This is a genomic window from Vibrio sp. Vb0888 (assembly GCF_033338835.1).
Classification (GTDB): domain Bacteria; phylum Pseudomonadota; class Gammaproteobacteria; order Enterobacterales; family Vibrionaceae; genus Vibrio; species Vibrio alginolyticus.
This window is the reverse complement of record NZ_JAWOTL010000002.1, coordinates 42,909-67,538: the sequence shown is the minus strand read 5'-3', so window position 1 is coordinate 67,538 and position 24,630 is coordinate 42,909. Positions and strand designations below refer to the sequence as shown.

Sequence of the window (24,630 nt, the reverse complement as noted above, 5' to 3'; positions counted from 1 at the left end):
AAGCCCCGAGCGACTGGCTGGGGGCTTTAGGGTTGTTGACTATGCAGCGATGATTATGCTGCTTGCGCTTTTGCTTGGTATCGTCCTGGTTTATGGTTCATCGCCAAAATCAAGTTCGTTGCGATGGCACCTAGAACAGATAGAGCGATAAGGTGCACATCTACAATGAACAGTGACATCACCACGATGGCACAATCTAACGCCATTTGAACTTTACCCGCTCGAACTCCAAAACGTTCCTGAAGGTACAACGCTAGAATGTTAAAGCCACCCAAACTCATTTTGTGACGGAAAATTACCAACATACCGATTCCAATCAGCCCACCACCCAAAAGTGCCGCATAGAAAGGTTCGATTCGTGAAATCTCAATCACATGATGCAGATGATCGACCGCAAAAGAGACAATCGAAACCGCAATAAAGGTATTGATAGTGAAGCGCCAACCCATGCGCATCACAGATAAAATATAAAAAGGGAGGTTAAGAGCGAAAAATATCTGACCAAAACTGAAGTCACTCACTTTGGTTAGGAAGATCGCCAAACCAGCCGTACCGCCAGTGAGCAATCCTACTTTGCTAAAAAATATCACCCCAAGTGACACCAACGCACTGCCGAGCGTCAGAGCCAAGAGGTTCTCTCTTAGGCTATGATCTTTGTCCATAAATTAATTTCCTTGGTTTAAAAACCGCGCCGGAGATAACACGTCTCACGGACGCGATAGACAGTCGCCAAAATAGCAACTAACAAATCGGCCAATAAAATGTCGCGAAAAGTGATGGATGTCGAGTTTTTGGACGAGATTATGATGATATTAACCTGTTTAACATAATGTACACAGATAGAAAAACACCAAGGAAAAGTTATGATTAAGAAAGTTGGCAACACCCAAATCAGCACATTACATCGACTGAGTTGTCACTGTGGAAAAGTTGAGCTGGAACTGGCGTTACCCAATGGTATTGAGAAGCCGAGACGGTGTGACTGTTCTATGTGTCGACGTCGTGGCGCGATTGTAGCATCTGTACCTTTGAACGGTATTCGTATTATGCAAGGCGAAGACGTCTTGAAGCAGTATCAATTTAATACACACACTGCGAAGCACTTTTTCTGTGGCGAGTGCGGTATTTATACGCACCATCAGCGTCGTTCTGACCCGAGTGAGTATGGCTATAATGTCGGCTGCTTAGAGGGCGTCAACCCATATGAGTTGGGAGCGATTGAAGTGATGGATGGCGTTAACCATCCATCCGACCGCTAGGTTGTGTTGTAAGTTAAGCACCTGATTGTCGGTGCTTTTAAGTAAATAAACCGCTATTCATCCACAAGTGTACCGCAATACTGGCGGCATAACCCAAGGCGATGACGGGAGCCCACTTTAGGTGGCCAAAGAAGGTGTATTGTCCACGCGCGGCTCCCATTAAAGCGACGCCTGCCGCGGAGCCAATGGAAAACAAACTGCCACCGACACCTGCGGTTAATGTGACCAGTAGCCAGTTGCCCATCGACATGCTTGGTTCCATGGTCAGTACAGCAAACATAACCGGAATGTTATCGACGATTGCAGATAGGACACCAACCATTACGTTTGCCCAGACTGGGTTCCATTGCGTGTACATGACGTTTGAAACCAGTTCGAGGTAGCCAAGTAAACTTAAACCGCCAACACACATTACAACACCGTAGAAGAACAACAAGGTGTCCCATTCGGCTCGAGACACACGATGAAACACATCAAACGGAACCACTGAGCCTAAGCGCTTCAATGCCTGATCATCGCCATTGGCAATTGCCATAGCTGCTTTTTTTGCGAGTGAGTGTTTGAGAGTTTGGCGCAAAAAATATCCGAAAAACTGTAAGTACGCCAAGCCCATCATCATGCCCATAACGGGTGGGAAGTGCAGCACAGCATGGAAAGAGACTGCGGTGGCAATCGTCAAAATGAACAACGCGACAATACGCCTTGCCCCGCGTTTTAGCTCAACGTGTTGGTGAATCGTATTCGGTTTTGTGTTTGGAACAAAAAGTGACATCAAAAATGCGGGAACCAAGTAGTTCACCAATGACGGTACAAACAACGGAATGAACTCAGCAAAGCTGACATGACCGGCCTGCCACACCATCAGGGTTGTAATATCACCAAATGGGCTGAATGCACCGCCAGCGTTGGCTGCGATAACAATGTTGATACAAGCAAGATTGACGAACTTAGGATTATCACCAGAGACTTTCATCACTACAGCGCACATCAAAAGGGCCGTAGTTAAGTTATCGGCAATCGGTGAAATGACAAAAGCGAGAAACCCCGTCAGCCAGAACAACTTTTTGAATCCAAAACCTTTACCAACCATCCACGCCTGTAAGGCATCGAAGAGTTTGCGTTCTTCCATTGCGTTGATGTAAGTCATCGCCACGAGCAAAAACAGCAGCAACTCGGCATATTCCAACAAGTTGTGTTCTAGTGCGGATTTGGCGATTTCAGGCTGATTGTGTTGAGCAAAGGTGTAGCCAATCAGAATCCAAATTAATCCTGCAGCGAGCAGCACTGGCTTGGATTTTCTCATTTTCAGATACTCTTCCAACATAACCAGTATGTAAGCGATCGAAAAGATAATCAGAGCCGCGTAACCGACACCAGAATTAACAAGGTTCAGTTCATTGGTTGATGCAGCAAAGGTGGCGCTAGAGAACAACAAACAGCAGAAAGCCACAATTGGATAGATTGGCATAGACATTTCTCCTTTGTCTGGTTGGAGAAATATTAGCCACAAATGAATGAGTTAGTTGTGAGAGAGCTCGAATTAACAGTAGGAGTTAGGAAATGATAGTGTGCGCCACTATTTTCTGAGTGACGCAATGCTTGCTGCGCCGAATAAAACCGCAGCGGCATATAAACCGTAAGTTAACCAGTGACTAATCTCTAAAAAAGGAACGAGTCCTTGACCTGCCCACATACAGCCTCCGTTTAATGAGCAATGTTGTAATAGTCGAGCCAATTTAAAGGAAATGAACAATGTTTTTTGTGAGTGAAAGCAAATTCTGAAGGATTAGAAAGTCAAAAATTGGTCAGTGAGAGAGAAATCTCATTTTTAACTGGCTAGCTCTAACCCTTTTGAGTTAAAGCTAGCTATATCTAGAGCTGAATGCATTTAGCGTAGGAGCCATTTTTTCAACGGTGAAGCGTCAATTGCTTTCACAAGCAGTATGGTTGCAACAATCGTTGCAGGATAAATAAACACATCTTTCGCGAGGTGTTGCAGCCCGATAAATTCAGCGACATTCATCATGACAATTATGATAAGCAGATGGCTAACATATATTCCTAACACGCTAGGAGATAGTTTGAAGACCCAAGGCATGTCGCCAAAATGAGGGTGAGCCAAAAGCCACATAAAGACACCTACAGCCCAGATAACGGTACCGAATAGGAAGTCGTGCGAGTTGAAAGCGATGTCATGTTGCATCAGCCAGTAAGCTTCACCAAAATGCAGTGCCATGCCAAGAATAATGCATCGAACCGTATTGTTTCGCGACCACCGCCACTGCACTTCTCGTGCGAAATAACCTAGAGCAACTAGCAACGTGCTGAAAAAAGGCCCGTTACGAGTAAAGAAAGGCGCTGGCAGGTCGGTAATGGTCGCGTAACTGCCAGCAAAGGCACCGTATATGTATAGCAATACTGCGGTTGGCAGTATCAGTTGCGCCATATTGATATGCACGAGAAAGGCAATTAACGCTACGGCAATGACCAGAGCCGGAATAAACCACAGATGAACGAGTCCGCCTTCGATGAGTGAATTGATCGGGGTTGACATTAGGTACCCCCAATAACCTTGCCTTTCGGCGAGATACCCAGCCTCAGCGACCGTCTGCCATTGGAATGGCATCAGTAAACTGATCATGCTCCAAATGAGCCAAACCTTCATTAACGGTTTGGCGTAGTTCTTAAGAGTATCGATAGGTGAATGACTCAACTTCGGCTGGATTAGATAACCCGAGATGAGAAAGAACAGCGGAACAGCAAAACGAGCCAGTTGGTTGAGCATATAGCCAACCCATGGTATCCCATTCCACTGCCAGTACGTCAGTGCCATCTGGCAATGCAAACCCACAATCGCAAGCATCGCAATGATACGTGCAAACTCTAAGCTGGCTATTTTTTGTTTCTTTGCCATTACATTGTTTACCTAAATAAAAAACTTAGGTGAAAATAGCAGGTTGTTACTGAAGTAATACGTGAAAAAGTCAACAGACTTGCGCTTACACTGAAGCTGTTTTGAAAATTAAGACTTACTTCAAACTTCTTAATTATTAACCTATTAACGCAATCAATACCTGATTCGTGAGTCGAAAATAGCACTGAATAATGGTTAGACCAGTTAACTCGAGATTGCAAAAAAGAACGATCGTGCTAAAAATAAGATTATGCAAAAAGGAAAAGTGACAAAAGAGTTTATTCTGCAGCGGGCTTTTGAGATCGCCAGCGAAGACGGATTAGAAAGTCTTACGATTGGAGAGTTAGCCAAGCAATGCGGTATGTCGAAAAGTGGTCTGTTTGCCCACTTTAATTCGAAGTTGAATTTACAGCTATCGGTGCTTGATCACGCCAATAAAGTGTTCGCTGATCGGGTTATTGAGCCTGCTCGAGAACTCGGGGATGGCAATATCGAGCGTAAAATTCGAGGGTTGCTCGACTCTTGGATGACTTGGAATCACGCATTCCAAGGAAGTTGTATGTTTCTTGACGCTTGGAATGATACGGCAGATAAAGATTGCCCGCTTCAGGCCGGACTGCGTAAATCCATAGACACTTGGCTGAGTTATTTGGAGATCCAAATAGCGAAAGGCAAAGAGAAGCAAGAATTTGCAGCAGACTTAGATACACGCCAAGCAACGTTTGATTTGTACGGTCTCTATTTGAGTGCGCATGTTTTTTACTCAATTAAAGGTGAGCAAGAAAGCTTGCGTCTGTTTTGGCAAGGGATCGACAACTTATTTTCTCGCTGGAAAGGCTAATATCGGTTATTCGCTTCCCAGATTCGTAGACATAAAATCACAAAGAGCGGCTGAGTTCGCTCTTTCTTATTAGCGTAAAAAGCACGACCGTTCTATTTTGTGCAAAGCTGATAGTTAAGGACATGATTATGAGTGAAAAAATTTACTTTAATACATCGCAACGTTTCAGTATTAAGCGCAGTTTGGTGAACATTAGTACTCGGTTACACCATACACTGGCCCCGTCACATGCAAAGAAGACCGCGCGCAAGCTTCTTCTGACACCTGCTCGTACGCAACCTAAAAATATTGAACCTCAAGGGCTTATCAAAGGTGAAATTAAAGGGCATGCAGGCATCATCAAAACCTATACTTTGGGATCTGGACCTATTTGGGTGCTAACTCATGGTTGGTCTGGAACGGCAAGTCAGTTTTATCCACTGATGGAACATATTGCGTCGAAAGGGTTTACTGCTTTGGCGTACGATCATCCGGCACATGGTGAGAGTGAGGGGCAGTATGGGCACATTCCGGGGTTTGTCAGAGGATTAGAAGATGTGTTGGATACGGTCGAGGATATTGTTGGCCTAGTTGGGCACAGCATGGGCACCGCTTCTGCTCTTGAGTGTAGGCACAGTAAGTTAGAAAACAAGCCTTTGCTGCTTATTGCTCCGGTATTAAATTACGTAGAGAACTTATTCGGTAGCATTGCACGTTCCGGTTACTCGATGAAGCTTTTTAATGCTGTGGTTTCAGAAGTTGAAGACCAATTTGGTTATCCGTTACAGTCCATTGATCCGATGAAGCGTTTGTCTGAGCGTCCGTCTCACACCATTATTATTCATGATGAGCAAGACAAGTTCACCAAATACAGTGTCTCGGCAAAAGCGGCTGAAGAGATTAAAAACGTTGAGTTAGTGACAACACAAGGTCAGGGGCATGGTCGAGTGATGAAGTGTGAGCAAGTCTTCAGTAGTTTTGACCGTTTGCTCGATAGTGCTTGGTAACCCTTACTTTTACTGATTGATTCGCTCCGTTTTGCGCTAATTCGATTTGAAAGTAACACCTCAGATTTTTTCGTCTCTGGTGTTGCTCTCCTCGTTAAGAGGTTAAATCCAAAAAGGACAGCCGAAGCTGTCCTTTGTTTATTTAGCAGAACGTCTGCAAGGCTGAAATTAGTTACAGTTAGCTACGCCAACTTCTTTCCAAACGCCCCATTCGCCAGATTGGCTAGGATCGTCACCCTGAGTCCACCATTTCGCTTCCCACGTTTTACCTGCGTGAGTCACTTGGTTACCACCTGTGTACACTGCGCTCGCATCCCATGCGTTGTCACAAGTACCAGGGTTCGGATCGGTTGCGTGCTGTGCAACAACCACTGTCGCGCTTGCCGATGAAGACGCTTTACCGTCGCTCACACTTACAGTGAAGCTTAAGCTTGTGTCTTGCGGGTATTCCGCAGCAGTGAGCGTGACTTTAGAGCCTTCAACCGTTGCATTCAGACCTTGAGGTAGAGTCCAGTTGAATGTCAGGGTATCGTTGTCTGCATCGCTAGACGCAGATGCATCTACAACCACAACGTCACCAGCGTTTGCTGTTGCTGGAGCAACAACTTGTGCTACTGGTGCGCTGTTCACTGGGTCAACAACACCTGCTGGTTTCACTGTTACTACAACGAGGTCAGATGCCGCTGCACCCTCGTTATCAGTCACCGTCAGCTTGAAAGTTAATTGCTCTTCAACACTAACTTCTGCTGCATCAAAGCTTGCTTTCGCTGTGTTTGCACCTGTTAGTACCACTGCTGTGCCAGATACTTGTTCCCAAGCGTAGCTTGCGATGGTGCCGTCAGAGTCTTTTGACAGGCTGCCATCTAGAACCACATTTGCAGGACCTGTTACCGATTGATCTGCGCCAGCGGCTGCGGTTGGTTTACGGTTTGGTTGAGGAACCACACCACCAGCCATACCTTCGTGCATCGCGTTTAGAATGTCACCGTTATCCGCGTCAATTTCCCAAGAGAATAGACCAGCAAGACCAAGAGACTTCGCGTAGCTACCTTTTGCTAGCACTGAACGGTGGTCATCAAATGTGATCAACTCGCCCGTAGTACGGTTCCATACCCATGGTGCTTCTGCTTGTGCATCGTAGCCGTACTCGAAGCCGTTAATACCAGTGTTGTTTGCACCTAGCATGAATGACTTAATGCCTTTGTAGTCAATTACGCCATCTTCCCAAACACCTTGCGCTGTGCTGCCCTTCAGTTTACCTGTAGCAGTACCTGTCATTGGGTCGTTTGGATCGGTTAGCGTATCTGGAGTTACGCCTTCCCAGCCACGACCGTACATTGCTGTACCAAGTACTAGCTTGTTCGCAGGAACGCCTTGAGCAAGAAGAAGTTGGATGCCGTTATCTGCTGTGTAAGCAGGACCTTTGTACGGTTCGCCGTTCTCATCAACGCCACTACCGTCACACTGACCAGGACGCATGAATGAACCACAGTAAAGCGCAGTCTGGTGACCAGGAACGTTGTTCCAACCGCCGTAGAAGTCGTAAGTCATTGCGAAGATGTAATCCATGTACTGAACCGCATCTGCGTAGTCTACGTCTTCAATCTTGTCGTAACCGACACCGATAGCGGACGTTAGCTCGTAAGTACGGCCTGTCTCAGCTTCTAATTCATCAAGCATTACGCGCAGTTCACGCATCAGTGCGATGTATGCTGGGCCATCGTTTACAGGGTCGCCCTTATCGGCTGCTGCACCGCCGCCGCCAGGGAATTCCCAGTCGATATCAACACCGTCGTAGAATTTCCAAGTTTTCAGGAACTTCTTAACTGATGCGACGAATGTGTCTCGGTTTTTCTTGTCCACGAAATCGAAGAATGGGTCAGACAGTGTCCAACCACCGATCGATGGGATGATTTTTAGATCAGGGTTACGTTGTTTCAATGCCATTAGCATTGCGTAGTTACCCTTGATAGGCGTGCTGTATTCATGACCAGCTTGTGGGAAGCTCTTCTGATAAGCAGCCCAAGGGTCATGGATAACGACTTCATAATCAGGCACACCTGTACAAGCAGTTTGTAGCGCGTTGAAACTGTTGCCGCCAACAGACTTCACAGACTCATTTGGGCCACAAATTGGGATAAAACCGTAAAGGATGTGAGTCAAGTTGTCGACCGGCATATTATCGACTGTGTAGTCACGGCCATAGATGCCCCATTCAACAAAATACGTACCCATCACGACGCTTGGATCGGTATTGTAGGTTTTGTTGTTTGGATCGACATTCATCGTTAATGGCTTCAGGTGAGAACCATCGGTATCTGCAATCGTGATTTCAGCTGGTGCGCTTTTCGCACAACCTGTCGCATCACATGCTTCGATTTCCATTTGGTATAAGCCACCTTGGCCGTATTCAAACGAAGCTGTCGTTTGGCTACCAGTGATAGGGCCGCTTGCTACTTTTACACCATCAAAATAGACGTTGTAAGTGTCACCAGGTGTGCCACTCCACTGGTTAAATTTAACAGTGATCTTCGCTTGCTCATGGTATTTCACCATGTCGTAGTAGCCTGACGTGGTTTCCATCGCGAGTTCAATTTTAGAAAACTGAAGGTTGTTGGAACCGTACATATCGATACTTGGTGCGGTTGGAGCCGCAACTGCAGCACCTGATAGCGCTAAAGCAACTCCAGCTGCACATAGGTTAAATCGAATCATAACTTCTCTCTCAATCCTTGGATTCATGTTCTACCTAGAACATAGGCTGCTCTTGCACCAGATAAGATGATTGGATTTACTCCACGTGCAAAAGCATCACACTCAGCATTTCAGAGAGTTTTTTTTCGTCAAAAAAAATTAAGACGGTTTTCGAGGCACTTGAGAGAACTTAACTAAAACTCGCACTCTGTTACACAGAAAGTGTCAGACTGAGTCAATAATTTATAAAATCTCAGCAGAAACTAAAATTATTGTTTACTCAGTAACGAGTTAGTTAAATGCGATGAAGGCCTTATTTTGTTGTTTATTAAGGTTTTGTTTCATTGATATAGAAAGAGAATTGAAAGGAAAAATAGCCGTGAAGACGTACTAGTCACGGCTGAAGTGTTCACTCAACGCGGCACGACGTTTAGAGGCTGCGCCGGTTTCTGAGCCCTGAACGGTATGCTCAAATCCTTTACGAATGAATCGCTGATCTGGAATAAGAGGTTCAATACGGCGTATTTGAGGTGAAAGATGAGAGCCTGAGATCTGATACGCTGTCTTTCCTAATCCGGTATTCAACGTGATGACCTTGCCATCGAATTCAAATTCCGTCGTAATAAGTCGATGGTTTCGGTATACCCCATCTTCAGTGAAAACGAGACGTTCTGTTTGGTAGGGTGGCGCGCCAATCTCAATCCATTCGCCGTACACCTTTTCCGGATCAATGTGGTCTTGATAGGAGAGGTGGATTTGATAGCCAAAAAACGTCAACAGACCCATCCCGAAGCAGACAAATGTACTCTTGAGGATTTTGGATTGGTGGCGAGCCAAAAATGAAAGTTTTGGTTCTTGTCGTGCTTTTCGCCTTCGGCGAGTCGAGTCCGTCATAGATCTAATTTTCTCCACTTTTTTAACATGGTGGAAACCTTCCTTTTTAAAAACAAACAATCCCGCCATTGAGACGACGAAACTATGATCTAATGTCCACTTTTACATTCAGATACACATCTTATTGATGGTTTTGTTGTTTGCTCACATTCATTACTTCGCAGGTTTTCTTGCTCGGTTTAGGTCGCCTGATTAATCCTCGCGAAAAGAGGTTCTCGCTCAGTAGCAAAGGATGTGCGTTATTACGTTGAGTTTAATGGCTTTCAAAGCTTGAGTAACGGAAAGAAACAAGGTAAAAAAGAGCGGACTTTTGATAAGGAAACCAATAATGAATATTAAGGAAAATAGCTATTTTGCTGGTAGTGTAAAATCACTAGGCTTTAACCAGAAAGATCAGGATGTTAGCGTTGGTGTGATGCTTCCTGGTGAGTACACGTTTGGTACTCAAGCACCAGAGCGTATGACGGTTGTAAAAGGTGCGCTTGTGGTCAAGCGTGTTGGCGAGAGCGATTGGACGACTTATCAAAGTGGTGAGTTTTTTGAAGTGGAAGGTAATTCTTCATTTGAGCTTCAAGTGAAAGAAGCGACTGCGTATTTATGTGAGTACTTCTAGCGTTCATTTGTTGCTCGTCATAAAACCACCTTCGGGTGGTTTTTTCGTCTATGTGCTTCACTTATAACGCATCTTTTTGGTTATTTGGGTATATACTTAATAAAAATGTACCCATCGACCAGGGAGGAAGTGATGGCAGTACAACGCAAGCATTCTGATCTCCCTCCTCGTTACGAGGACAAAGATCTCACCAATGAGCAAAGACAGCGCTTTACCGAAGTTGCCAATGCCGCTCATAAGAGACGTGAATTTTATCGACGTGCTCTAGGAAAGAGCTTAATGGGCAAAATGAAGGGCCGTGCGTTTAAAGATCACCCCACTCGTCAGCAAGACAAGCCGAACAGAACGTTGCAAGTAGTGTGGTTAATCGTATTCCTCGTTGTGGGGCTTTGGGTGATGCATGTGTTCGCTTAGTCATTAGCAAGCTTCTGGTACCGCTGGTGCATCAGATGTTGACTGTTCTTCCGTATTGCAGTGCTCATAAAAGGCGTACTGGTTTTTACCAGTATGTTTAGCTGCGTACATTGCTTTATCTGCACATCGAGTCAATTCAGACAAATCCTTTGCATCTTGCTTATAGATAGCAGCACCTACACTCATTGTTAACTCGTTAATCATATCGTAGCTTCGGTAACCTGTCGGAAACAGATTCACGATCCGTTTTAGGATGCTGTCGAGGTCATCTTTACTTTTTACATCGTAAAGCATGATTACAAACTCGTCGCCCGCAAATCGAGCGATGGAGTAGTCGTGTTTATCGGTTTTTCTGTCTTTGTTGCGAATGTTATTTTTTAATCGAGTTGCGAAGGCTTGAAGTACTTGGTCACCAATATCGTGCCCGTAGGTGTCGTTGATGTGCTTGAAGTTATCGATATCGAGAAAGACCAATGCGGTGATGCTGTCATCAGATGAGTGCTTGATTTTATCGAGCTTTGCGCGCGCCCAAGTCTCAAAGCTCCAGCGATTGGCAAGCCCAGTGAGCTGGTCAAAATATGCTAACTCCTCAATCCCCTCACGATACAGTGTTTGAATGTAATTGAGGACTTTCGTGTAGTAATACGAGAACGTGTGACACACAAACGCGGTCGCTATCAGGGTCAGCATCAATCTCCGCTCTATGATTTCTGTGGCTGCTGGCAGTCGATCTAAAAAAGCGACCCCAAAAAAGATCAGTAAAATGTAGGTGCCACTGAACAACAGACCGACCTTAAACTCATTAATTAATACCAGAGTGGCGACAATAGGATATAGCCATAACATTTTGCCTGACGGAGCATCGTTATACAGAAGTAACAATAACCCTTCGAACATTAAGACAGCACTTAGCCATAAGTCGGCGTATTGATGGTGCCGCTGGACTTTTATTACATAACTGGTTGCTAAGCATGCCAAGGCACACAAAGCATGGAAAAAGCTTAAACCCCAGTTATTCTCAAGTGATTGAGCAATGGAACCATAAGTTAAACAGGCAGCGGCGATACTGGAGCATAAAAAGACAATTTTCTTTTTTCTTGTTGAGCGGATGTCCGCCATTTCTTCTAAGCGCGCCCCAGCCAATGTCGACATTACGTATCCTTGCTTAATTAACGTGTACGCTTATTCTAGGCGGTATTTTCGCGATAAATAGAACAACAAAGTTTCCAAATGTGATATCAGTCATTTTTAGTGCAAAGCCATCAGTGTGATTTGGTGCGAGTGTTCAAAGAGGAATGGTGGCGCATGCAGGTTTTCATGACGGTTCTTCATGGCTCTATATGGTTGGACTGATAACTCAAAGTAATGTATCTAGTTGGAGATATTTCTATTGATTATCCTGATTCTGTTCGGTGCTCGTTGATTGAGAGTATTGTTCACCAATCTCTGCTCTACGTATCGTCAAGGCATATGTCGTTTCGAAAATGCATTAGAAATATTTTTCCGAAACAGGGCGAAATATTGTTGTCGTTATGACCAATATGCGACTAGAATCCGCGCTAAATCACAACCTCATATCGAGCTTCGTTCGAGTCACTATTTTTAAACTGCTTCACAAATATTGTGAGGCAGTTTTTAGTTGTAGGAAAGGTTACAAGCATGCCTAAAAGCCAAAACATCAACCAACGAATGTCCATCGTGGCATTAGCTTGGCCAATTCTTGTCGAAATTTTGCTACGGACGGCTTTAGGAACCAGTGACGTGTTCATGCTGAGTGGCTACTCAGACAAAGCCGTATCCGCTGTTGGTGTGATCACGCAGATTACCTTCTTTTTAATCATCGTTTCGACGTTTGTCAGTAGCGGTACGGGGATTTTGATTGCCCAATACAATGGCGCTGGACGCGAGCAAGAGTCAGTGAGCGTTGGTGTTGCGAGTATTGCGCTGTCTGTGCTCGTCGGTGTGCTATTGAGTGTGATTGCCGTGCTTGGTGCGATATACCTACTCCCGTATTACGGCTTGGAAGCGCAAGTTGAGCAGTACGCTCATGAATATTTGCTGATAAGCGGTGCGATGACGTTTAACGTTACGATTGGCGTTGTTTTTACAACTATTCTGCGTAGTCATGGTTATTCACGTTCCCCAATGGTGGTGAATTTGATCTCGGGTGTGTTCAACATCATTGGTAACTATATTGCGCTTTACCAGCCATTCGGTTTACCTGTGTATGGTGTGCAAGGTGTAGCAATAGCAACCGTCGTCAGCCAAGTCATCGGTACGTTAATGTTATGGTTTATTCTCGCTCGCAGCAGCATTGAACTACCGATGTCGACCATGAAACAAGTGCCCGCAGAGATTTACAAAAAGATCTTAAAAATCGGCGGCATGAACGCGGGTGAAGTGCTGTCTTACAACGTGGCGCAAATCTGCATTGTGTATTTTGTGGTGCAAATGGGGACGGCATCGTTGGCGGCTTTCACTTATGCACAAAACATTGCCCGTTTCTCGTTTGCTTTCGCGTTGGCAATTGGTCAGGCAGCGCAAATTCAGACTGGTTACTACATCGGTAAAGGTTGGGTGAGCAGCATTTTAAAACGCGTACAAATCTACTTCTTAGTGGGATTTGTGGCATCAACGGCGGCAACCACACTGATTTACCTGTTTAGAGAAGAGATTCTGCGCGTATTTACCGATCAACCAGAGATACTCGCATTGGCAGGTTCGTTAGTCATGGGCTCAATTTTGCTCGAGGCCGGACGTGTGTTTAACCTGATTTTTATCGCGGGGCTCAAAGGCGCGGGTGACATCAAGTTCCCAGTGCAAATGGGGATTTTGAGTATGTGGGGACTAGGCGTGCTTTTCTCTTACATCTTTGGCATCCACTTGGGTTATGGCGTTTTAGGGGCTTGGATGGCAATCGCACTCGATGAATGGGTACGTGGTATCATCATGGCAAGACGTTGGCGCTCTCAGGTGTGGACCAAGTTTAAGGTGAGCTAACGGTTTTCGGTATTGCGCATCACGCCTATTCTGTTGTTAGAAACCAAAAAAGGCACTGTTAGTCAGTGCCTTTTTGTTATTTAAAATCGGGAAGACGTTAGAATTCGCACTCAGCTTTGAACACCATGCGCTCTTTGCTGTATGGATGATCCAGCTCTAGCATCTCAGCATGCAGGTGTAAGCGGTTGGCTTTTTCGCCGTATAAACCATCACCAACCATCGGCATGTTTAACCCCATGTGATGAGCACTGTGTACACGTAGTTGGTGAGTACGCCCGGTTTTCGGATACATGTATACCTTGCTGCGCCCATCTTTGACTTCAATCAGTTGCCAGTAGGTTTCTGCATGTTTCCCGTGTTCAAAACACACCAGTTGACGTGGGCGGTCGTCAGGGTCACCACGCATTGGCAGTGAGATTTCCCCTTCAGGCTCGTTTAATACGCCTTCGAGCATTGCCATATAACGTTTTTTTACGCCGCGAGCCATAAACTGTTTTTGCAGACTTTTGTTCGCGCGCTTGGTTAAGGCAAACACCAAAATGCCAGAGGTCGCCATGTCGAGGCGATGAATCACAAACGGCCCTTCCACATCAGGGTACATCGCTTGTAGGCGCGTATAAGCAGAGTCCTTGATAGTTTTACCAGGCACTGAAAGTAAGCCCGAGGGCTTGTTGACGACGACCATAGCGTCGTCTTGGTAGATTATCTCCAGCTCTTTGTCTTCTGCCCAATTCTCCGCTAATGGGTTGGGTTCGACGTCCAGCCCTTGCATCATATGGCCTAAAATCGGCTGACATTTGCTGTTGCACGATGGGTAGAATTTTTTGTGTTGGCGAACTTCAGACTTTGGCGACACACCCCACCAAAATTCTGCCAGCGCCAGCGGTTTGAATTCGTGTTTAAACGCGTATTGAAGCAGTTTTGGCGCAGCACATTCCCCCGCACCTGCTGGTGGGACTGGGTTTGTGGTGTCCGCAAAAATGTCCACCAAGTCGCGTGCTTCGCCATGGTTGTTTAGAAAGCGGTATTGTTTATGCAGTTTGTGCTGCAAAGCGTTGGAGAGTGTCTTGCGCTGCTCTTTCAGATGAGCAAGTTGCTGCTCTAACTCGGCCAATCGCGCTTCTTTGATTGCAAGCTTTTCATCCCACGCTTGCTTTAAGTATTTGAGAACGTTTTTCTCGGCGACACTTTGTTTACCCAACTCATCCAACAAGATTTTGAGGTCATCGGCATTGAGCGTTTGCTCGCCCTGTTGGCGCTGTCGCTTGCGTGCTGCTCGGCCATCAATCATCACTTGGCGCTGTGTTTGCTCCTCTTGCTGATAAGCGGCTCGGTCGGCTTGGATTTGCGCTTTAAGATCCGCTAATTCCGGATTCGCGGCACAGGTTTTGTACTCCGCATTGGCGGCGTTGATGGCATCCGTTTCTGCGCGGAAGAAGCCTTCATCGGTCAGCATGTCGTACACAGGAGGGACAAATCCTGGAATCAAGTTTTGGTCAGCAATTTTGCCAGAAAACGCACTTAAAAAGCCGAGATCGCCTTGAGGGCTTTCTACTAGTAATACGCCAAACATTTTGCCTCGCCCCGTTTCTTCATTAACCAAACCAAAATCGTGTTCGAAGTCGGTTTGCGCTAATAAGTGCTGTTGCAATTGCTTTGCGGCCATAACGCAAAGAGGATGCGGCGTGTAGTAGAACGGAAACGTAAACTGCGTTGGCAATTCATAGCCAGAAATATCAGCAGTAAAACGAGTAAAACAATGTTCAGGCGAGTGCATGGTGGGTATCCGCGAGAGTAAAAAATCGAGCGAGGATTGTACCTGTTTGAGTCAGGATTGCCATGTCGGTGTTGGCACTCGCTCTTGGATTAAGAACAAGAGCGAGTGGGGAAGAGCTTATCGCAGTTTTTGTAATGCAAGCTTCCACTGTGCCGGTTTGTCGTAGTAGGCCGAGTGCGGCAAGGTCAAGTACTCGCCATTTACTTCTGCAATCAGGGTTGGATAACCACCAACGTGTAACTGTCGCATCAATTGTCGGCTAGAGCGAATTCTCTCATCTAGTTCGGCTTCGCTTAACGCCATGTTTTGCTCCCACGCATCACTTGCTAAACCTAGCGATTCTGCAATGGCTTTGAGCGTCGATGCTTCATTCACTTTTAACCCGAGCTGATAATGCGCAGATTGGATGGCCTTTAGCATGTGCCATGGATTCAGCCCCATTTTTTCCGCACTCAAGATCGCTTGTGTTGGTAGATAAGAATCAAGAACAAACGCATCTTCGCTTTTCACGCGTTGCAGATATGCTTCACCAAACGTCGCTCCGGTTTCGGTTGCAATACGAGCGTCACTGTTGATGATGTGCTGACGAAATTCAGGTTCAATCGCGCGTTTCTCAATCATACCGCCGGGATGAAGCTCTACCTTAAATTGAGAGGTGTCCATCAAGGCTTCGATGAGTGGTGATGCCCCGTAGCACCAACCACACATGGGATCGAAGAAGTAATGCACGGTTACCATGACATTTCACCAGTATGCACTTTCGCACCGATTTCTAGCGCGATTGGCAATTGAGCTTCTGGGTATTTCGCAGACATGGTGTCAATGAGTTGAACGCTGTTATTGCTGTGTTTTTTCGCTTGCTGAAAATCCTGCAAGTATTGTTGCGAGTAGCGAATGGTGTCTGCGTTCAGCTTTGTGCCTGCTTTCATGTGACCAGGAATGACCACTTGAGGTTTAAGCGCAAGCATCTCGCTAAGTTGCTGCTCCCAAGCATTGATGGCGGTCTGGTCAGCGGCATCTGCCATCCACAAATGTACGTTTGAGTACACGGCTACGTTACCTAGAATCGCTTTGTTATCTGGAATCCATAGGTAAGGGCGGTGTGCTGATGTGCCATGGTTACCACGAATTTCAATCTTATGACCTTCTAGCTCTAATGATGCTTTATCGTACGCGACAGGGATCACTGGTTTTACCGGTGCGTTTGCGCCAAGCTTTGGTCCCCAGTACGCCAGCTTTCCAGCCAATTTCTCTTTAATAATTTTTTGAACCGCAGGCGTTGTGATGATCTGCGCATCAGGGAACTGTTGGTGTAAGGCCTCTGCGCCAAAGTAGTAGTCTGGGTCCGCTTGGCTGATAAAAATGGTTTTAAGCGTTTTGCCTGAGTCCAGCACTTTAGCGGCAATGCGCATCGCGTCAGCTTTGGTGAAGCCAGTGTCGATAACCATGGCGTCAGTCTCACCGTATACCAAGGTTGAGTTTACGTGGAAGCTGTTACCGTCGGCGTTGTAAACCTCAAGAGTAAGGGGAGAGTGGTTTGCCGCTAGAACAGGGCTTGCCATTAAAATGGATGCAGCAATCAAAGTGAATTTTTTCATAATAAGCTCCTAAAGAATTTGGGGCCAAGCGACGATGGCTTGGGAACGGGAGCTATATTAGGAAATTGATACGCTCGGAAAAATACACAATAATGTGCATCACTATTTCTTATTTCGAGCAAATGTATGGATAGAGTAACGGCAGCAAAAGTATTTGTAGATGTGGTGTATTCTGGCAGTTTTACCGCGACCGCAGAACGGTTAGACATGTCTCGACCAATGGTGACTCGTTATGTAGAGGCGATGGAGAACTGGCTGCAAACTCGTTTATTACACCGCACCACGCGCAAGGTGTCCCTCACCACCGCAGGGGAGCGCAGCTTGCCTCAGATTGAGCGCTGGTTAAAACAGGCCGATACATTAACGTCGAACATTGCCGCTGATGGTGAGCTGTCCGGAAAAATCCGTCTTGCGTCTAGTACTTCATTTGGATTCTCACAGTTGATCCCCGTAGTAAACCGTTTTATGCAAAAGCACCCCAAAGTGCATATCGACATAGATCTGCAAGATTCAGTGAGTGATCTAACCGAACAACGTATCGATCTGGCGATCCGAATTGCGTCAGATCCCGATCCTTCTTTGATTGGTAAGCCGATTGCGGTGTGCGAATCGGTGTTGGTAGCATCACCGCAATATTTACAAACTCACCACGCGATCGCGCATCCGCGAGATTTATCTTCACACGACTGTTTGGGATACAAAAACTTTGAGCGTCACGTGTGGCATTTGTCTCAGGGCGACCAGTTCGAATCGGTGGGAATTGAGTGTCGCCTAACCAGCAATGAGGCCACGGCGTTATTGCATGGCGCTTTACAAGGCATGGGTATTTCGATGTTGCCAACTTACTTGAGCAATATCTATCTCAAATCGGGTCAGCTTGAGTCGGTGTTGCCGGATTGGAAGCCAAATGGTCTCAACATTTACGCGCTGTATTCATCACGTAAACACTTGTCTCCTGCGGTGAGAGCTTTCATCGATCACAGTGAAGATTACTTTAAACAGCATCCTTGGTAATAGCGAAAGGCGTCGTCATCCCGACTTGAGATTCATACAAGATCCTGTACCTTACATGGATATATTTTCGCAGCGTCATTTAGAGTTTTAGTTAATGTCACAAGTTCGCATCAAATTTATTGCTTCCGATATGGATGGCACATTGCTTGACCAATACGGTCGTTTGGATCCGGAGTTTTTCGATCTGTTTTTGCAACTGGAAGAGCAAGGTATTTTGTTCTCCGCTGCGTCTGGTCGTCAGTATTACAGTCTGCGAGACACGTTCGCGCCAATCAAAGACAGACTGTTGTATGTGGCTGAAAACGGCACCTTAGTGATGTACCAAGACAAAGAGCTCTACAGTTGTACCATTCCTAAAGCGGAAGTGTTGGAGATTGTGAAAGCGGCTCGTGAGATTGACGGGGCGAACATCGTATTGTGTGGCAAGCGCTCGGCGTACATCGAAACGCATGATCAGCAATCGCTGGAAGAATTTCAAAAGTACTACCACCGCTGTGAATATGTGCCGGATTTGCTTGAGGTCGAAGACGAGTTTATTAAGGTAGCAATTTGTCACTTTGACGGTTCGGAAGAGCTCCTGTTTCCGACCATGAACGCGAAGTTTGGCGCAACGCATAAAGTCGTGGTGAGTGCAAAAATCTGGCTGGATGTGATGAATGCCGAGGCCTCTAAAGGTGCGGCCATTCAGCATCTTCAAGAGACGATGAATTTTACTCCGGCAGAAACCATGACGTTTGGTGATTACCTCAATGACCTCGAAATGCTGCAAGTCAGTGAGCATTCGTACGCGGTTGCCAACGCGCACGAAGAGATTAAGAAAATTGCTCGTTATTCTGCGCCAAGCAACCAAGAGGCTGGGGTACTCAAAGTGATTAAAGAGAAAGTGTTAGCGAAGTAACGCTCATTTTTTCGATGTTATTTTCTTCTTCACGTAAAAAGCCCCGCATACACTGCGGGGCTTTGTTTTTTTGGGGGGAGTAAGGTTCCCGTTTTAGCGTACGTACTTGGCGGTTGCGCTGACTAAAAAGTGTTGCAATTTCCCGTCTGATTTTGGCACCCACAAGTCGTTATGATAATGGTAAATACGGCCATTTATGGTCACAGACAAGGTATTATCACCCGTTTGTTCCATGCGAATAAACTGATCCGAAGTGACCAAAAACGGCTCTTGCTCTTCAATGCTCTGGCCCGTTGCCAATACGAAGTAGCCGAATCGGTTGCCAGCATCCGGATCGGTTGAGTAGATTCGATGCCCAACTAGGCTGTAGTCGTCGTTGAGTGCCTGCTCAAGCGTTTTTTGCCCGATGGTTTCGTGCGATGGAATAAATACCCAAGCCAACACACCTGCCGCAATGACTGCCAGTAGAAGCAGTACTTGCATGAACTTTCTCATCATATATACCGTTTAACGTTGAAATTTCATTTTGTACATGCGCTTATCCGCTATGCTGATAAGAAAGTCAACATTGTCACTGTCTTTAGGGTATTGCGCTAAGCCCATGCTCGTTGAAAGTGTTGAGACTTTATCGGAGTTTAATATTTGTGCATCAAAGACGGTATTTATCTGCTCACGTACGTTCTCTTCATTGAGATGTTCACCTTCAAGTATAACCGCGAACTCATCTCCTCCCATGCGATAAACAGTAAAATCATTGAGTGTCATAGAATTAAGCCGCCTAGCGATTTCCCGCAGTACAGTGTCGCCAACTTGGTGTCCGTGTGTGTCGTTGACTTCTTTAAAACCATTTAAATCTAGAATCCAGAGAGAAAAGGGCCTTTTTTCTTGAGTAAATTTGTTTAGGGTAATGAATAGTGCATTGCGGTTCCCTAGGTTCGTCAAAGGGTCGCTTAGCGCCAATTTTCTATGAAAATGGGATTCACGATAAAAGAAATAAGTTAGAGAGATAATCGACAAAACGAACGTCGCAAACAACATATATTGTGCTTGCATTAAGCGCTGGGTTTGACCTTTTTGTGCTTCATAAGCTTTACTACTTAGACGGAAGTTTTGATTAACGAAGTCTATTAAGCCTAAATATAGTGTTTGAGTTGAACGATAAAATGCAGCAGCAGCTTGGCTATCACCTGTTCTAGCTTCTACTAGTTGTTTTTCTAGCTCTTTGAACTCTTCAAAAAGGTTAATGAAGTAAAGGTGCATGTTGTTCCGAGAAAAGAACTTATTGGCTTTCGTGCTACTGGTCAATAAGTCAAAGCGACTCCACGCTAACTCGTATTGAAGCTCTGCACCGTCAATATTCAATACGTTTTCATCTAACCGTCTGGCCTCGCCGACAAGCTCTGATAGTTCTTTGGAGAGTTGGAATAAAAACCAAGTCGCTTGTTTTTGTTCGTTATTAAAATTTTGTGAGAGTGAACGTGTTTGCTGTAAAAGCACGACATTCGCGAGAAGCAAAGAAACGGCAAACACCACCAGCAGCATTTTGCTGGTGGTAGAATATTGCAATATTCTTTGTTTCTTAGAATAGGGTTCTGATAACTTCATTCTTATTATTTTTCTTTTATTTCATTTACTTGCCATACCATTTGCGCATGATATTTATTGTAGTTTAGCTCTGGATAGAGATTGAGTGGATATATCACCCAGAAAGGGCCTTTATTCCTGACTTTTATGTAGTTCTGATCTTGTTGATAAGCCAGTATTGGTTGATATCGAAGAATATCTTGTCGGGACAATGTCGAGTGGTAGTCGTTTAAGCTGCTGATATCAACCTGCTCTGGTACCTTTCCATAGACGTGTGTAAGAAGCGTGCTGAGTTTAACGCCTAAAAACTCTGACGAGGCAGGAAGCCAAGGCAATGTCATCGTGTAGCTAGTGGTAGGTAAAGCTTGGATCTCTTCCAGTTCCAGTATGACACTAGGCTGCTGGCTACTACTAAATACGATCGTATTTGCAGACAAGAATGGCGCAACAAAAAACAGACCTAGCGCGACTATCTTTTTCATCATATGCCCTTTTGAGTTTTATTCTTTTTTCTTAGCTAGGACAAAGGTGCTAGCGGTAATTTATTTATAATTATAGAGCCAACCGGATGAGATTTTATAATACGTTATGTTTCAAAAATAACTGTCGGTTTACGTCACGTCAAGGTTATTAAGTTGCTTCTTAATTAAAAGCTCAGAGTATTGGGATGATGGTAGAGTTTCGTAATGATTTCGCGGTATTTAATTGGTTTTTAGTGCAACTTTGTTTCATTTTTAATAAAGATACTGTGTCGGAAATGAGAATTTAATAAGGCGAGAAATGGACGTCGAATTTGTTCTTAAGTTACATTATTTTACATATTTAAATCATCGATATTCAGATATGTATTTGTTAGTACGTAAAGAAAATAAAGTCACCTAGTTTTGGTGACTTTATTTTTTATTTCATGAGCTTACTTAAATTAACTATGCAAACAAATATTTTGCATGGAAGTTGAGGTGCTCTTCAATAAAGCTTGAGATGAAGTAATAGCTATGGTCATAGCCTGGTTGCATTCTCAAGGTTAGGTTTGAATCGTGTATTTTTGCCGCAGCAATCAGCGCTTCCGGTCTAAGCTGCTCATTTAAGAAGCCATCAGCATCACCTTGATCAACCAAAATTGGTAATGGTGATTGTTGTTGTTTTAGAAGTTCACTTGCATCGTATTGCTTCCAGCTTTCAAGCTCCTTGCCTAAGTAAGCAGTAAAGGCTTTTTGTCCCCAAGGGCATTGCATTGGGTTACTGATTGGACTGAACGCTGAAATAGAACGGTACTGTTCTGAATTTTTCAGACCAATGGTGAGCGCTCCGTGGCCGCCCATACTGTGACCGGAAATTGACTTCACGTCAGAGACTGGGAAGTTACTTTCGATGATCGCAGGCAACTCCTCAGTCACATAGTCGTACATACAGTAATGCAGTGACCAAGGTGCTTGCGTCGCATTAAGGTAAAAGCCAGCTCCTTTTCCTAGGTCATAGCTTTCGTCGTCAGCGATACCTTCGCCTCTCGGACTTGTGTCTGGTGCAATGATCGCAATGCCAAGCTCGGCCGCCATACGAAATGCGCCCGCTTTCTGCATAAAGTTCTCATCGGTACACGTTAAACCAGAGAGCCAGTATAGCGCGGGTACGGGATTTGATTTCGTTGCGTTAGGTGGCAAGAATATCGCGAAGCGCATGGTGCAGTTTAGGGCATTGGATTCGTGTGTATATTGCTTGTGCCAACCGCCAAACACTTTGGCTTGGCTTACATTTTCAATGGTCATGAATAAACTCTCTAATTAGCAGAAGGAATTCAGGCTCCCCAAAAGGAGAGCCTGAGGCAGCATTATTGATCCATATGGATAACTGTTCGGATGCTCTTACCTTCATGCATCAGATCAAACGCTTTGTTGACGTCTGCTAATCCCATTGTGTGGGTAATGAACTCCTGTAAGCCGAATTCACCAGCCATGTAACGGTTTACGATTTCTGGAAGCTCAGAGCGACCTTTAACGCCACCGAAAGCGCTGCCACGCCATACACGACCAGTTACCAGTTGGAATGGACGAGTTGAGATCTCTTGACCTGCACCAGCAACACCAATGATGACTGACTCACCCCAACCTTTGTGACAGCACTCAAGTGCTTGGCGCATCACGTTTACGTTACCGATACATTCGAATGAGTAGTCAACACCACCGTCTGTCATTTCAACAATCACTTCTTGAATTGGCTTGTCGAATTTTTGTGGGTTGATTACGTCAGTTGCACCAAGTTGTTTCGCTAGGTCGAATTTGCTTTCGTTGATGTCTACACCGATGATGCGGCTGGCACCAGCCATGCGAGCACCGATGATTGCAGAAAGACCGATACCGCCGAGACCAAAGATTGCCACTGTGTCGCCTTTTTCAACTTTAGCTGTGTTTAATACCGCACCCATACCAGTGGTTACGCCACAACCTAGAAGACAAACTTCTTCAAGTGGTGCTTCTTTGTTTACTTTCGCTAGTGAGATTTCTGGAAGAACCGTGTACTCAGAGAAAGTAGAACAACCCATGTAGTGGAAGATAGTTTCGCCGTTGATAGAGAATCGGCTTGTGCCATCTGGCATTAGGCCTTTACCTTGCGTTTCACGAACGGCCTGACATAGGTTCGTTTTGCCAGATTTACAGAACTTACACTCACCACATTCAGCAGTGTAAAGTGGGATAACGTGGTCGCCAACTTCAACGCTTGTTACGCCTTCGCCAACCATTTCAACGATACCGCCACCTTCGTGACCAAGGATTGAAGGGAAGATACCTTCTGGATCGTCACCTGATAGTGTGAATGCGTCAGTGTGACAAACACCAGTTGCTACGATGCGTACTAGCACTTCGCCGGCTTTTGGAAGTTGTACATCAACTTCTTCCATTTTAAGCGGCTCACTTGCAGCCCAAGCGACCATTGCTTTTGATTTTATGTGAGTTTGACCAGGTTTGATTTCAAGCGACATTGGATGTTTCCTTTATATTTTCAGTATATGGAGTGACGTAATAAGCGTAGTTAAGGTTTGCTTACCGCGCTTCGTCGTTTTGTTGGTGCTCATTTTAGGTGTTTCAGTAAAAATGATAATCCGTCCATTTTGAAAATGATTTTTACATATGCGTAATAATGATAAGGTGAGCGTGTAAAAAGAGTGCGATGCCTCCTTAAAGCGGAAGGGAAATGGAAAAGGTGATTGACCTGAAGTTAGATAGAGGGGCTAAAGTAGAAAACTGTCAAACCATCAGCTAAGTAAGAGTGATTATGAATAAGACGGATCTGAGTGCCTATTTAACCAAGCTAGGCTTGCCTAGTGAATTGCCCGCCGATTTGGAGTCATTGCACAGAATTCACGTGGCGCAGCATCGTTGCCTGCCGTTTGAGAATTTTGACATCGCATTGCAGCGAGGCGTCTCTGTTGAGATTGAAGATATTATTCAAAAAACCGTGTACCACTCTCGCGGTGGTTACTGCTTTGAATTAAATGGTTTAATGCTTGATGTGCTCAACACTCTTGGGTTTGAAGCGCGAAGTTTGCTAGGGCGTGTACATGTGTCTGGTACACCAACAGGTCGTAGTCATCAAATCACGTTAGTGACGTTAGAGGAACAAACATGGATTGTCGATGTGGGTTTTGGCTCCAATACCCCTCGAGCGCCATTGCCATTTATCCTTGACCAAGTGATTCAGACGGATTTACAAACCTTCCGTTTTGTCAAAGATGCTCAGTTTGGTTATTTCCTCCAAGTGCTTTCAACCGATGGAACGGACACGTGGAACAATCTATACAGCTTTGACCTAGAGTTTGTGTTTGCTGGTGACATTGCATGTAGCAACTTCTTTACCTCGACTTCGCCTAATTCGCGTTTTACTAGCGCAAGGGTCGCTGCTAGAGCGACAGAAAGTGGGTTGGTGACGCTGCTTAACTACACACTCAGATGCACAAATCATGAAGCGCTAACAGAAATAGAGCTAGAGCCAGGTCAAGCCTACCTGGATGCGTTGAAAGAATATTTTGGTATTGAGCTTGATGCGCAATACGACGATCTTCGTCCGTTACCTGACGCGTAAAGTTTTCCCGTTTTCAAAGCGTAGCTCGACGAGAACAATGTAATCACTATTTGTCTAGAAGAGGTCG

At 45.2% G+C, this 24,630-nt stretch carries 23 protein-coding genes; 9 read left to right on the top strand and 14 right to left on the bottom strand.

The window, feature by feature from the left end; genetic code table 11:
• Positions 1 to 53 precede the first annotated feature (53 nt).
• A complete protein-coding gene (locus tag R7P72_RS04450) occupies positions 54 to 662 on the bottom strand; it encodes a YitT family protein (protein WP_005374427.1) in 609 nt (202 codons plus the stop codon).
• A 201-nt stretch (positions 663 to 863) separates the two neighbouring features.
• Here R7P72_RS04450 and R7P72_RS04445 point away from each other — a divergent pair, with 201 nt between their 5' ends.
• Positions 864 to 1,259, top strand: coding sequence for a GFA family protein (locus R7P72_RS04445; protein ID WP_005374424.1), 396 nt, complete (start codon positions 864 to 866; stop codon positions 1,257 to 1,259).
• A 37-nt stretch (positions 1,260 to 1,296) separates the two neighbouring features.
• Here R7P72_RS04445 and nhaD read toward each other — a convergent pair whose 3' ends face one another.
• Positions 1,297 to 2,727: a sodium:proton antiporter NhaD gene (nhaD, locus tag R7P72_RS04440; protein WP_318110384.1), complete on the bottom strand. Its 1,431-nt coding sequence runs from the start codon at positions 2,725 to 2,727 to the stop codon at positions 1,297 to 1,299.
• Between the two features lie 420 nt (positions 2,728 to 3,147).
• Positions 3,148 to 4,173 carry an acyltransferase gene (locus R7P72_RS04435; protein ID WP_005374418.1) on the bottom strand — a complete coding sequence of 342 codons (1,026 nt, stop codon included), beginning with the start codon at positions 4,171 to 4,173 and terminating at the stop codon, positions 3,148 to 3,150.
• 250 nt (positions 4,174 to 4,423) lie between these two features.
• On the opposite strand from R7P72_RS04435, the gene R7P72_RS04430 reads away from it, so the two are divergent.
• Together R7P72_RS04430 and R7P72_RS04425 are read left to right on the top strand one after the other, a co-directional pair.
• Positions 4,424 to 5,014, top strand: a complete 591-nt coding sequence (locus tag R7P72_RS04430) for a TetR/AcrR family transcriptional regulator (protein WP_005374416.1) — start codon at positions 4,424 to 4,426, stop codon at positions 5,012 to 5,014.
• Between the two features lie 128 nt (positions 5,015 to 5,142).
• A complete protein-coding gene (locus R7P72_RS04425; protein WP_017633823.1) occupies positions 5,143 to 6,000 on the top strand; it encodes an alpha/beta hydrolase in 858 nt (285 codons plus the stop codon).
• Between the two features lie 168 nt (positions 6,001 to 6,168).
• Here R7P72_RS04425 and R7P72_RS04420 read toward each other — a convergent pair whose 3' ends face one another.
• Both R7P72_RS04420 and R7P72_RS04415 read right to left on the bottom strand, forming a co-directional pair.
• The gene (locus R7P72_RS04420) at positions 6,169 to 8,715 is read right to left on the bottom strand and encodes a glycosyl hydrolase family 18 protein (RefSeq protein WP_213906981.1); all 2,547 of its coding nucleotides are present in this window, start codon (positions 8,713 to 8,715) and stop codon (positions 6,169 to 6,171) included.
• Between the two features lie 369 nt (positions 8,716 to 9,084).
• Positions 9,085 to 9,588 carry a DUF2850 domain-containing protein gene (locus tag R7P72_RS04415; RefSeq protein WP_005374408.1) on the bottom strand — a complete coding sequence of 168 codons (504 nt, stop codon included), beginning with the start codon at positions 9,586 to 9,588 and terminating at the stop codon, positions 9,085 to 9,087.
• A gap of 328 nt (positions 9,589 to 9,916) precedes the next feature.
• On the opposite strand from R7P72_RS04415, the gene R7P72_RS04410 reads away from it, so the two are divergent.
• Positions 9,917 to 10,201, top strand: a complete 285-nt coding sequence (locus R7P72_RS04410) for a pyrimidine/purine nucleoside phosphorylase (protein WP_005383244.1) — start codon at positions 9,917 to 9,919, stop codon at positions 10,199 to 10,201.
• A gap of 132 nt (positions 10,202 to 10,333) precedes the next feature.
• Entirely contained in the window at positions 10,334 to 10,615 is a 282-nt protein-coding gene (locus tag R7P72_RS04405) for a hypothetical protein (RefSeq protein ID WP_005374405.1), read from the top strand.
• 3 nt (positions 10,616 to 10,618) lie between these two features.
• Here R7P72_RS04405 and R7P72_RS04400 read toward each other — a convergent pair whose 3' ends face one another.
• Complete coding sequence (locus R7P72_RS04400; RefSeq protein WP_318110383.1) at positions 10,619 to 11,767, bottom strand: GGDEF domain-containing protein; 1,149 nt, start codon at positions 11,765 to 11,767, stop codon at positions 10,619 to 10,621.
• Positions 11,768 to 12,274: 507 nt separating this feature from the next.
• On the opposite strand from R7P72_RS04400, the gene R7P72_RS04395 reads away from it, so the two are divergent.
• Positions 12,275 to 13,615 (top strand): MATE family efflux transporter, encoded by a 1,341-nt coding sequence (locus tag R7P72_RS04395; RefSeq protein WP_025768746.1) that lies wholly within the window; start codon positions 12,275 to 12,277, stop codon positions 13,613 to 13,615.
• Between the two features lie 97 nt (positions 13,616 to 13,712).
• Here the strand turns inward: R7P72_RS04395 and R7P72_RS04390 are convergent, their stop codons facing one another.
• The 3 genes from R7P72_RS04390 to R7P72_RS04380 all read right to left on the bottom strand — a co-directional run bounded on the left by R7P72_RS04390 (position 13,713) and on the right by R7P72_RS04380 (position 16,990).
• Positions 13,713 to 15,392 carry an RluA family pseudouridine synthase gene (locus tag R7P72_RS04390; RefSeq protein WP_215810138.1) on the bottom strand — a complete coding sequence of 560 codons (1,680 nt, stop codon included), beginning with the start codon at positions 15,390 to 15,392 and terminating at the stop codon, positions 13,713 to 13,715.
• 117 nt (positions 15,393 to 15,509) lie between these two features.
• Positions 15,510 to 16,130 carry a DsbA family protein gene (locus R7P72_RS04385; protein ID WP_017633828.1) on the bottom strand — a complete coding sequence of 207 codons (621 nt, stop codon included), beginning with the start codon at positions 16,128 to 16,130 and terminating at the stop codon, positions 15,510 to 15,512.
• Entirely contained in the window at positions 16,124 to 16,990 is an 867-nt protein-coding gene (locus R7P72_RS04380) for an MBL fold metallo-hydrolase (protein WP_017633829.1), read from the bottom strand. The genes R7P72_RS04385 and R7P72_RS04380 overlap by 7 nt, the downstream gene beginning before the upstream one ends.
• A 126-nt stretch (positions 16,991 to 17,116) precedes the next feature.
• Between R7P72_RS04380 and R7P72_RS04375 the strand changes: the two genes are divergently transcribed.
• Positions 17,117 to 18,004, top strand: coding sequence for a LysR family transcriptional regulator (locus R7P72_RS04375; RefSeq protein WP_054702100.1), 888 nt, complete (start codon positions 17,117 to 17,119; stop codon positions 18,002 to 18,004).
• 94 nt (positions 18,005 to 18,098) lie between these two features.
• Positions 18,099 to 18,902, top strand: a complete 804-nt coding sequence (locus R7P72_RS04370; protein WP_053303993.1) for a Cof-type HAD-IIB family hydrolase — start codon at positions 18,099 to 18,101, stop codon at positions 18,900 to 18,902.
• Positions 18,903 to 18,995: 93 nt separating this feature from the next.
• On the opposite strand, the gene R7P72_RS04365 is transcribed toward R7P72_RS04370, so the two are convergent.
• The 5 genes from R7P72_RS04365 to R7P72_RS04345 all read right to left on the bottom strand — a co-directional run bounded on the left by R7P72_RS04365 (position 18,996) and on the right by R7P72_RS04345 (position 23,463).
• Positions 18,996 to 19,385: a hypothetical protein gene (locus R7P72_RS04365; RefSeq protein WP_017633832.1), complete on the bottom strand. Its 390-nt coding sequence runs from the start codon at positions 19,383 to 19,385 to the stop codon at positions 18,996 to 18,998.
• A gap of 24 nt (positions 19,386 to 19,409) precedes the next feature.
• Positions 19,410 to 20,507, bottom strand: coding sequence for a GGDEF domain-containing protein (locus R7P72_RS04360; protein WP_053303994.1), 1,098 nt, complete (start codon positions 20,505 to 20,507; stop codon positions 19,410 to 19,412).
• Positions 20,508 to 20,512: 5 nt separating this feature from the next.
• Entirely contained in the window at positions 20,513 to 20,968 is a 456-nt protein-coding gene (locus R7P72_RS04355) for a hypothetical protein (protein ID WP_005374384.1), read from the bottom strand.
• A gap of 444 nt (positions 20,969 to 21,412) precedes the next feature.
• The gene (fghA, locus tag R7P72_RS04350) at positions 21,413 to 22,252 is read right to left on the bottom strand and encodes an S-formylglutathione hydrolase (protein ID WP_005374382.1); all 840 of its coding nucleotides are present in this window, start codon (positions 22,250 to 22,252) and stop codon (positions 21,413 to 21,415) included.
• Positions 22,253 to 22,314: 62 nt separating this feature from the next.
• On the bottom strand, positions 22,315 to 23,463 hold the full coding sequence (locus tag R7P72_RS04345; RefSeq protein ID WP_005374381.1) for an S-(hydroxymethyl)glutathione dehydrogenase/class III alcohol dehydrogenase: 1,149 nt from the start codon (positions 23,461 to 23,463) through the stop codon (positions 22,315 to 22,317).
• A 293-nt stretch (positions 23,464 to 23,756) separates the two neighbouring features.
• Between R7P72_RS04345 and R7P72_RS04340 the strand changes: the two genes are divergently transcribed.
• Positions 23,757 to 24,563: an arylamine N-acetyltransferase family protein gene (locus tag R7P72_RS04340; RefSeq protein ID WP_005374380.1), complete on the top strand. Its 807-nt coding sequence runs from the start codon at positions 23,757 to 23,759 to the stop codon at positions 24,561 to 24,563.
• The last annotated feature ends 67 nt before the right edge of the window (positions 24,564 to 24,630 follow it).

Excerpts from the sequence above, each read along its gene's own strand:
- R7P72_RS04450 (WP_005374427.1), bottom strand. The coding sequence starts at position 662 with ATGGACAAAGATCATAGCCTAAGAGAGAACCTCTTGGCTCTGACGCTC.
- R7P72_RS04445 (WP_005374424.1), top strand. The coding sequence starts at position 864 with ATGATTAAGAAAGTTGGCAACACCCAAATCAGCACATTACATCGACTG.
- nhaD (WP_318110384.1), bottom strand. The coding sequence starts at position 2,727 with ATGCCAATCTATCCAATTGTGGCTTTCTGCTGTTTGTTGTTCTCTAGC.
- R7P72_RS04435 (WP_005374418.1), bottom strand. The coding sequence starts at position 4,173 with ATGGCAAAGAAACAAAAAATAGCCAGCTTAGAGTTTGCACGTATCATT.
- R7P72_RS04430 (WP_005374416.1), top strand. The coding sequence starts at position 4,424 with ATGCAAAAAGGAAAAGTGACAAAAGAGTTTATTCTGCAGCGGGCTTTT.
- R7P72_RS04425 (WP_017633823.1), top strand. The coding sequence starts at position 5,143 with ATGAGTGAAAAAATTTACTTTAATACATCGCAACGTTTCAGTATTAAG.
- R7P72_RS04420 (WP_213906981.1), bottom strand. The coding sequence starts at position 8,715 with ATGATTCGATTTAACCTATGTGCAGCTGGAGTTGCTTTAGCGCTATCA.
- R7P72_RS04415 (WP_005374408.1), bottom strand. The coding sequence starts at position 9,588 with ATGACGGACTCGACTCGCCGAAGGCGAAAAGCACGACAAGAACCAAAA.
- R7P72_RS04410 (WP_005383244.1), top strand. The coding sequence starts at position 9,917 with ATGAATATTAAGGAAAATAGCTATTTTGCTGGTAGTGTAAAATCACTA.
- R7P72_RS04405 (WP_005374405.1), top strand. The coding sequence starts at position 10,334 with ATGGCAGTACAACGCAAGCATTCTGATCTCCCTCCTCGTTACGAGGAC.
- R7P72_RS04400 (WP_318110383.1), bottom strand. The coding sequence starts at position 11,767 with ATGTCGACATTGGCTGGGGCGCGCTTAGAAGAAATGGCGGACATCCGC.
- R7P72_RS04395 (WP_025768746.1), top strand. The coding sequence starts at position 12,275 with ATGCCTAAAAGCCAAAACATCAACCAACGAATGTCCATCGTGGCATTA.
- R7P72_RS04390 (WP_215810138.1), bottom strand. The coding sequence starts at position 15,392 with ATGCACTCGCCTGAACATTGTTTTACTCGTTTTACTGCTGATATTTCT.
- R7P72_RS04385 (WP_017633828.1), bottom strand. The coding sequence starts at position 16,130 with ATGGTAACCGTGCATTACTTCTTCGATCCCATGTGTGGTTGGTGCTAC.
- R7P72_RS04380 (WP_017633829.1), bottom strand. The coding sequence starts at position 16,990 with ATGAAAAAATTCACTTTGATTGCTGCATCCATTTTAATGGCAAGCCCT.
- R7P72_RS04375 (WP_054702100.1), top strand. The coding sequence starts at position 17,117 with ATGGATAGAGTAACGGCAGCAAAAGTATTTGTAGATGTGGTGTATTCT.
- R7P72_RS04370 (WP_053303993.1), top strand. The coding sequence starts at position 18,099 with ATGTCACAAGTTCGCATCAAATTTATTGCTTCCGATATGGATGGCACA.
- R7P72_RS04365 (WP_017633832.1), bottom strand. The coding sequence starts at position 19,385 with ATGCAAGTACTGCTTCTACTGGCAGTCATTGCGGCAGGTGTGTTGGCT.
- R7P72_RS04360 (WP_053303994.1), bottom strand. The coding sequence starts at position 20,507 with ATGAAGTTATCAGAACCCTATTCTAAGAAACAAAGAATATTGCAATAT.
- R7P72_RS04355 (WP_005374384.1), bottom strand. The coding sequence starts at position 20,968 with ATGAAAAAGATAGTCGCGCTAGGTCTGTTTTTTGTTGCGCCATTCTTG.
- fghA (WP_005374382.1), bottom strand. The coding sequence starts at position 22,252 with ATGACCATTGAAAATGTAAGCCAAGCCAAAGTGTTTGGCGGTTGGCAC.
- R7P72_RS04345 (WP_005374381.1), bottom strand. The coding sequence starts at position 23,463 with ATGTCGCTTGAAATCAAACCTGGTCAAACTCACATAAAATCAAAAGCA.
- R7P72_RS04340 (WP_005374380.1), top strand. The coding sequence starts at position 23,757 with ATGAATAAGACGGATCTGAGTGCCTATTTAACCAAGCTAGGCTTGCCT.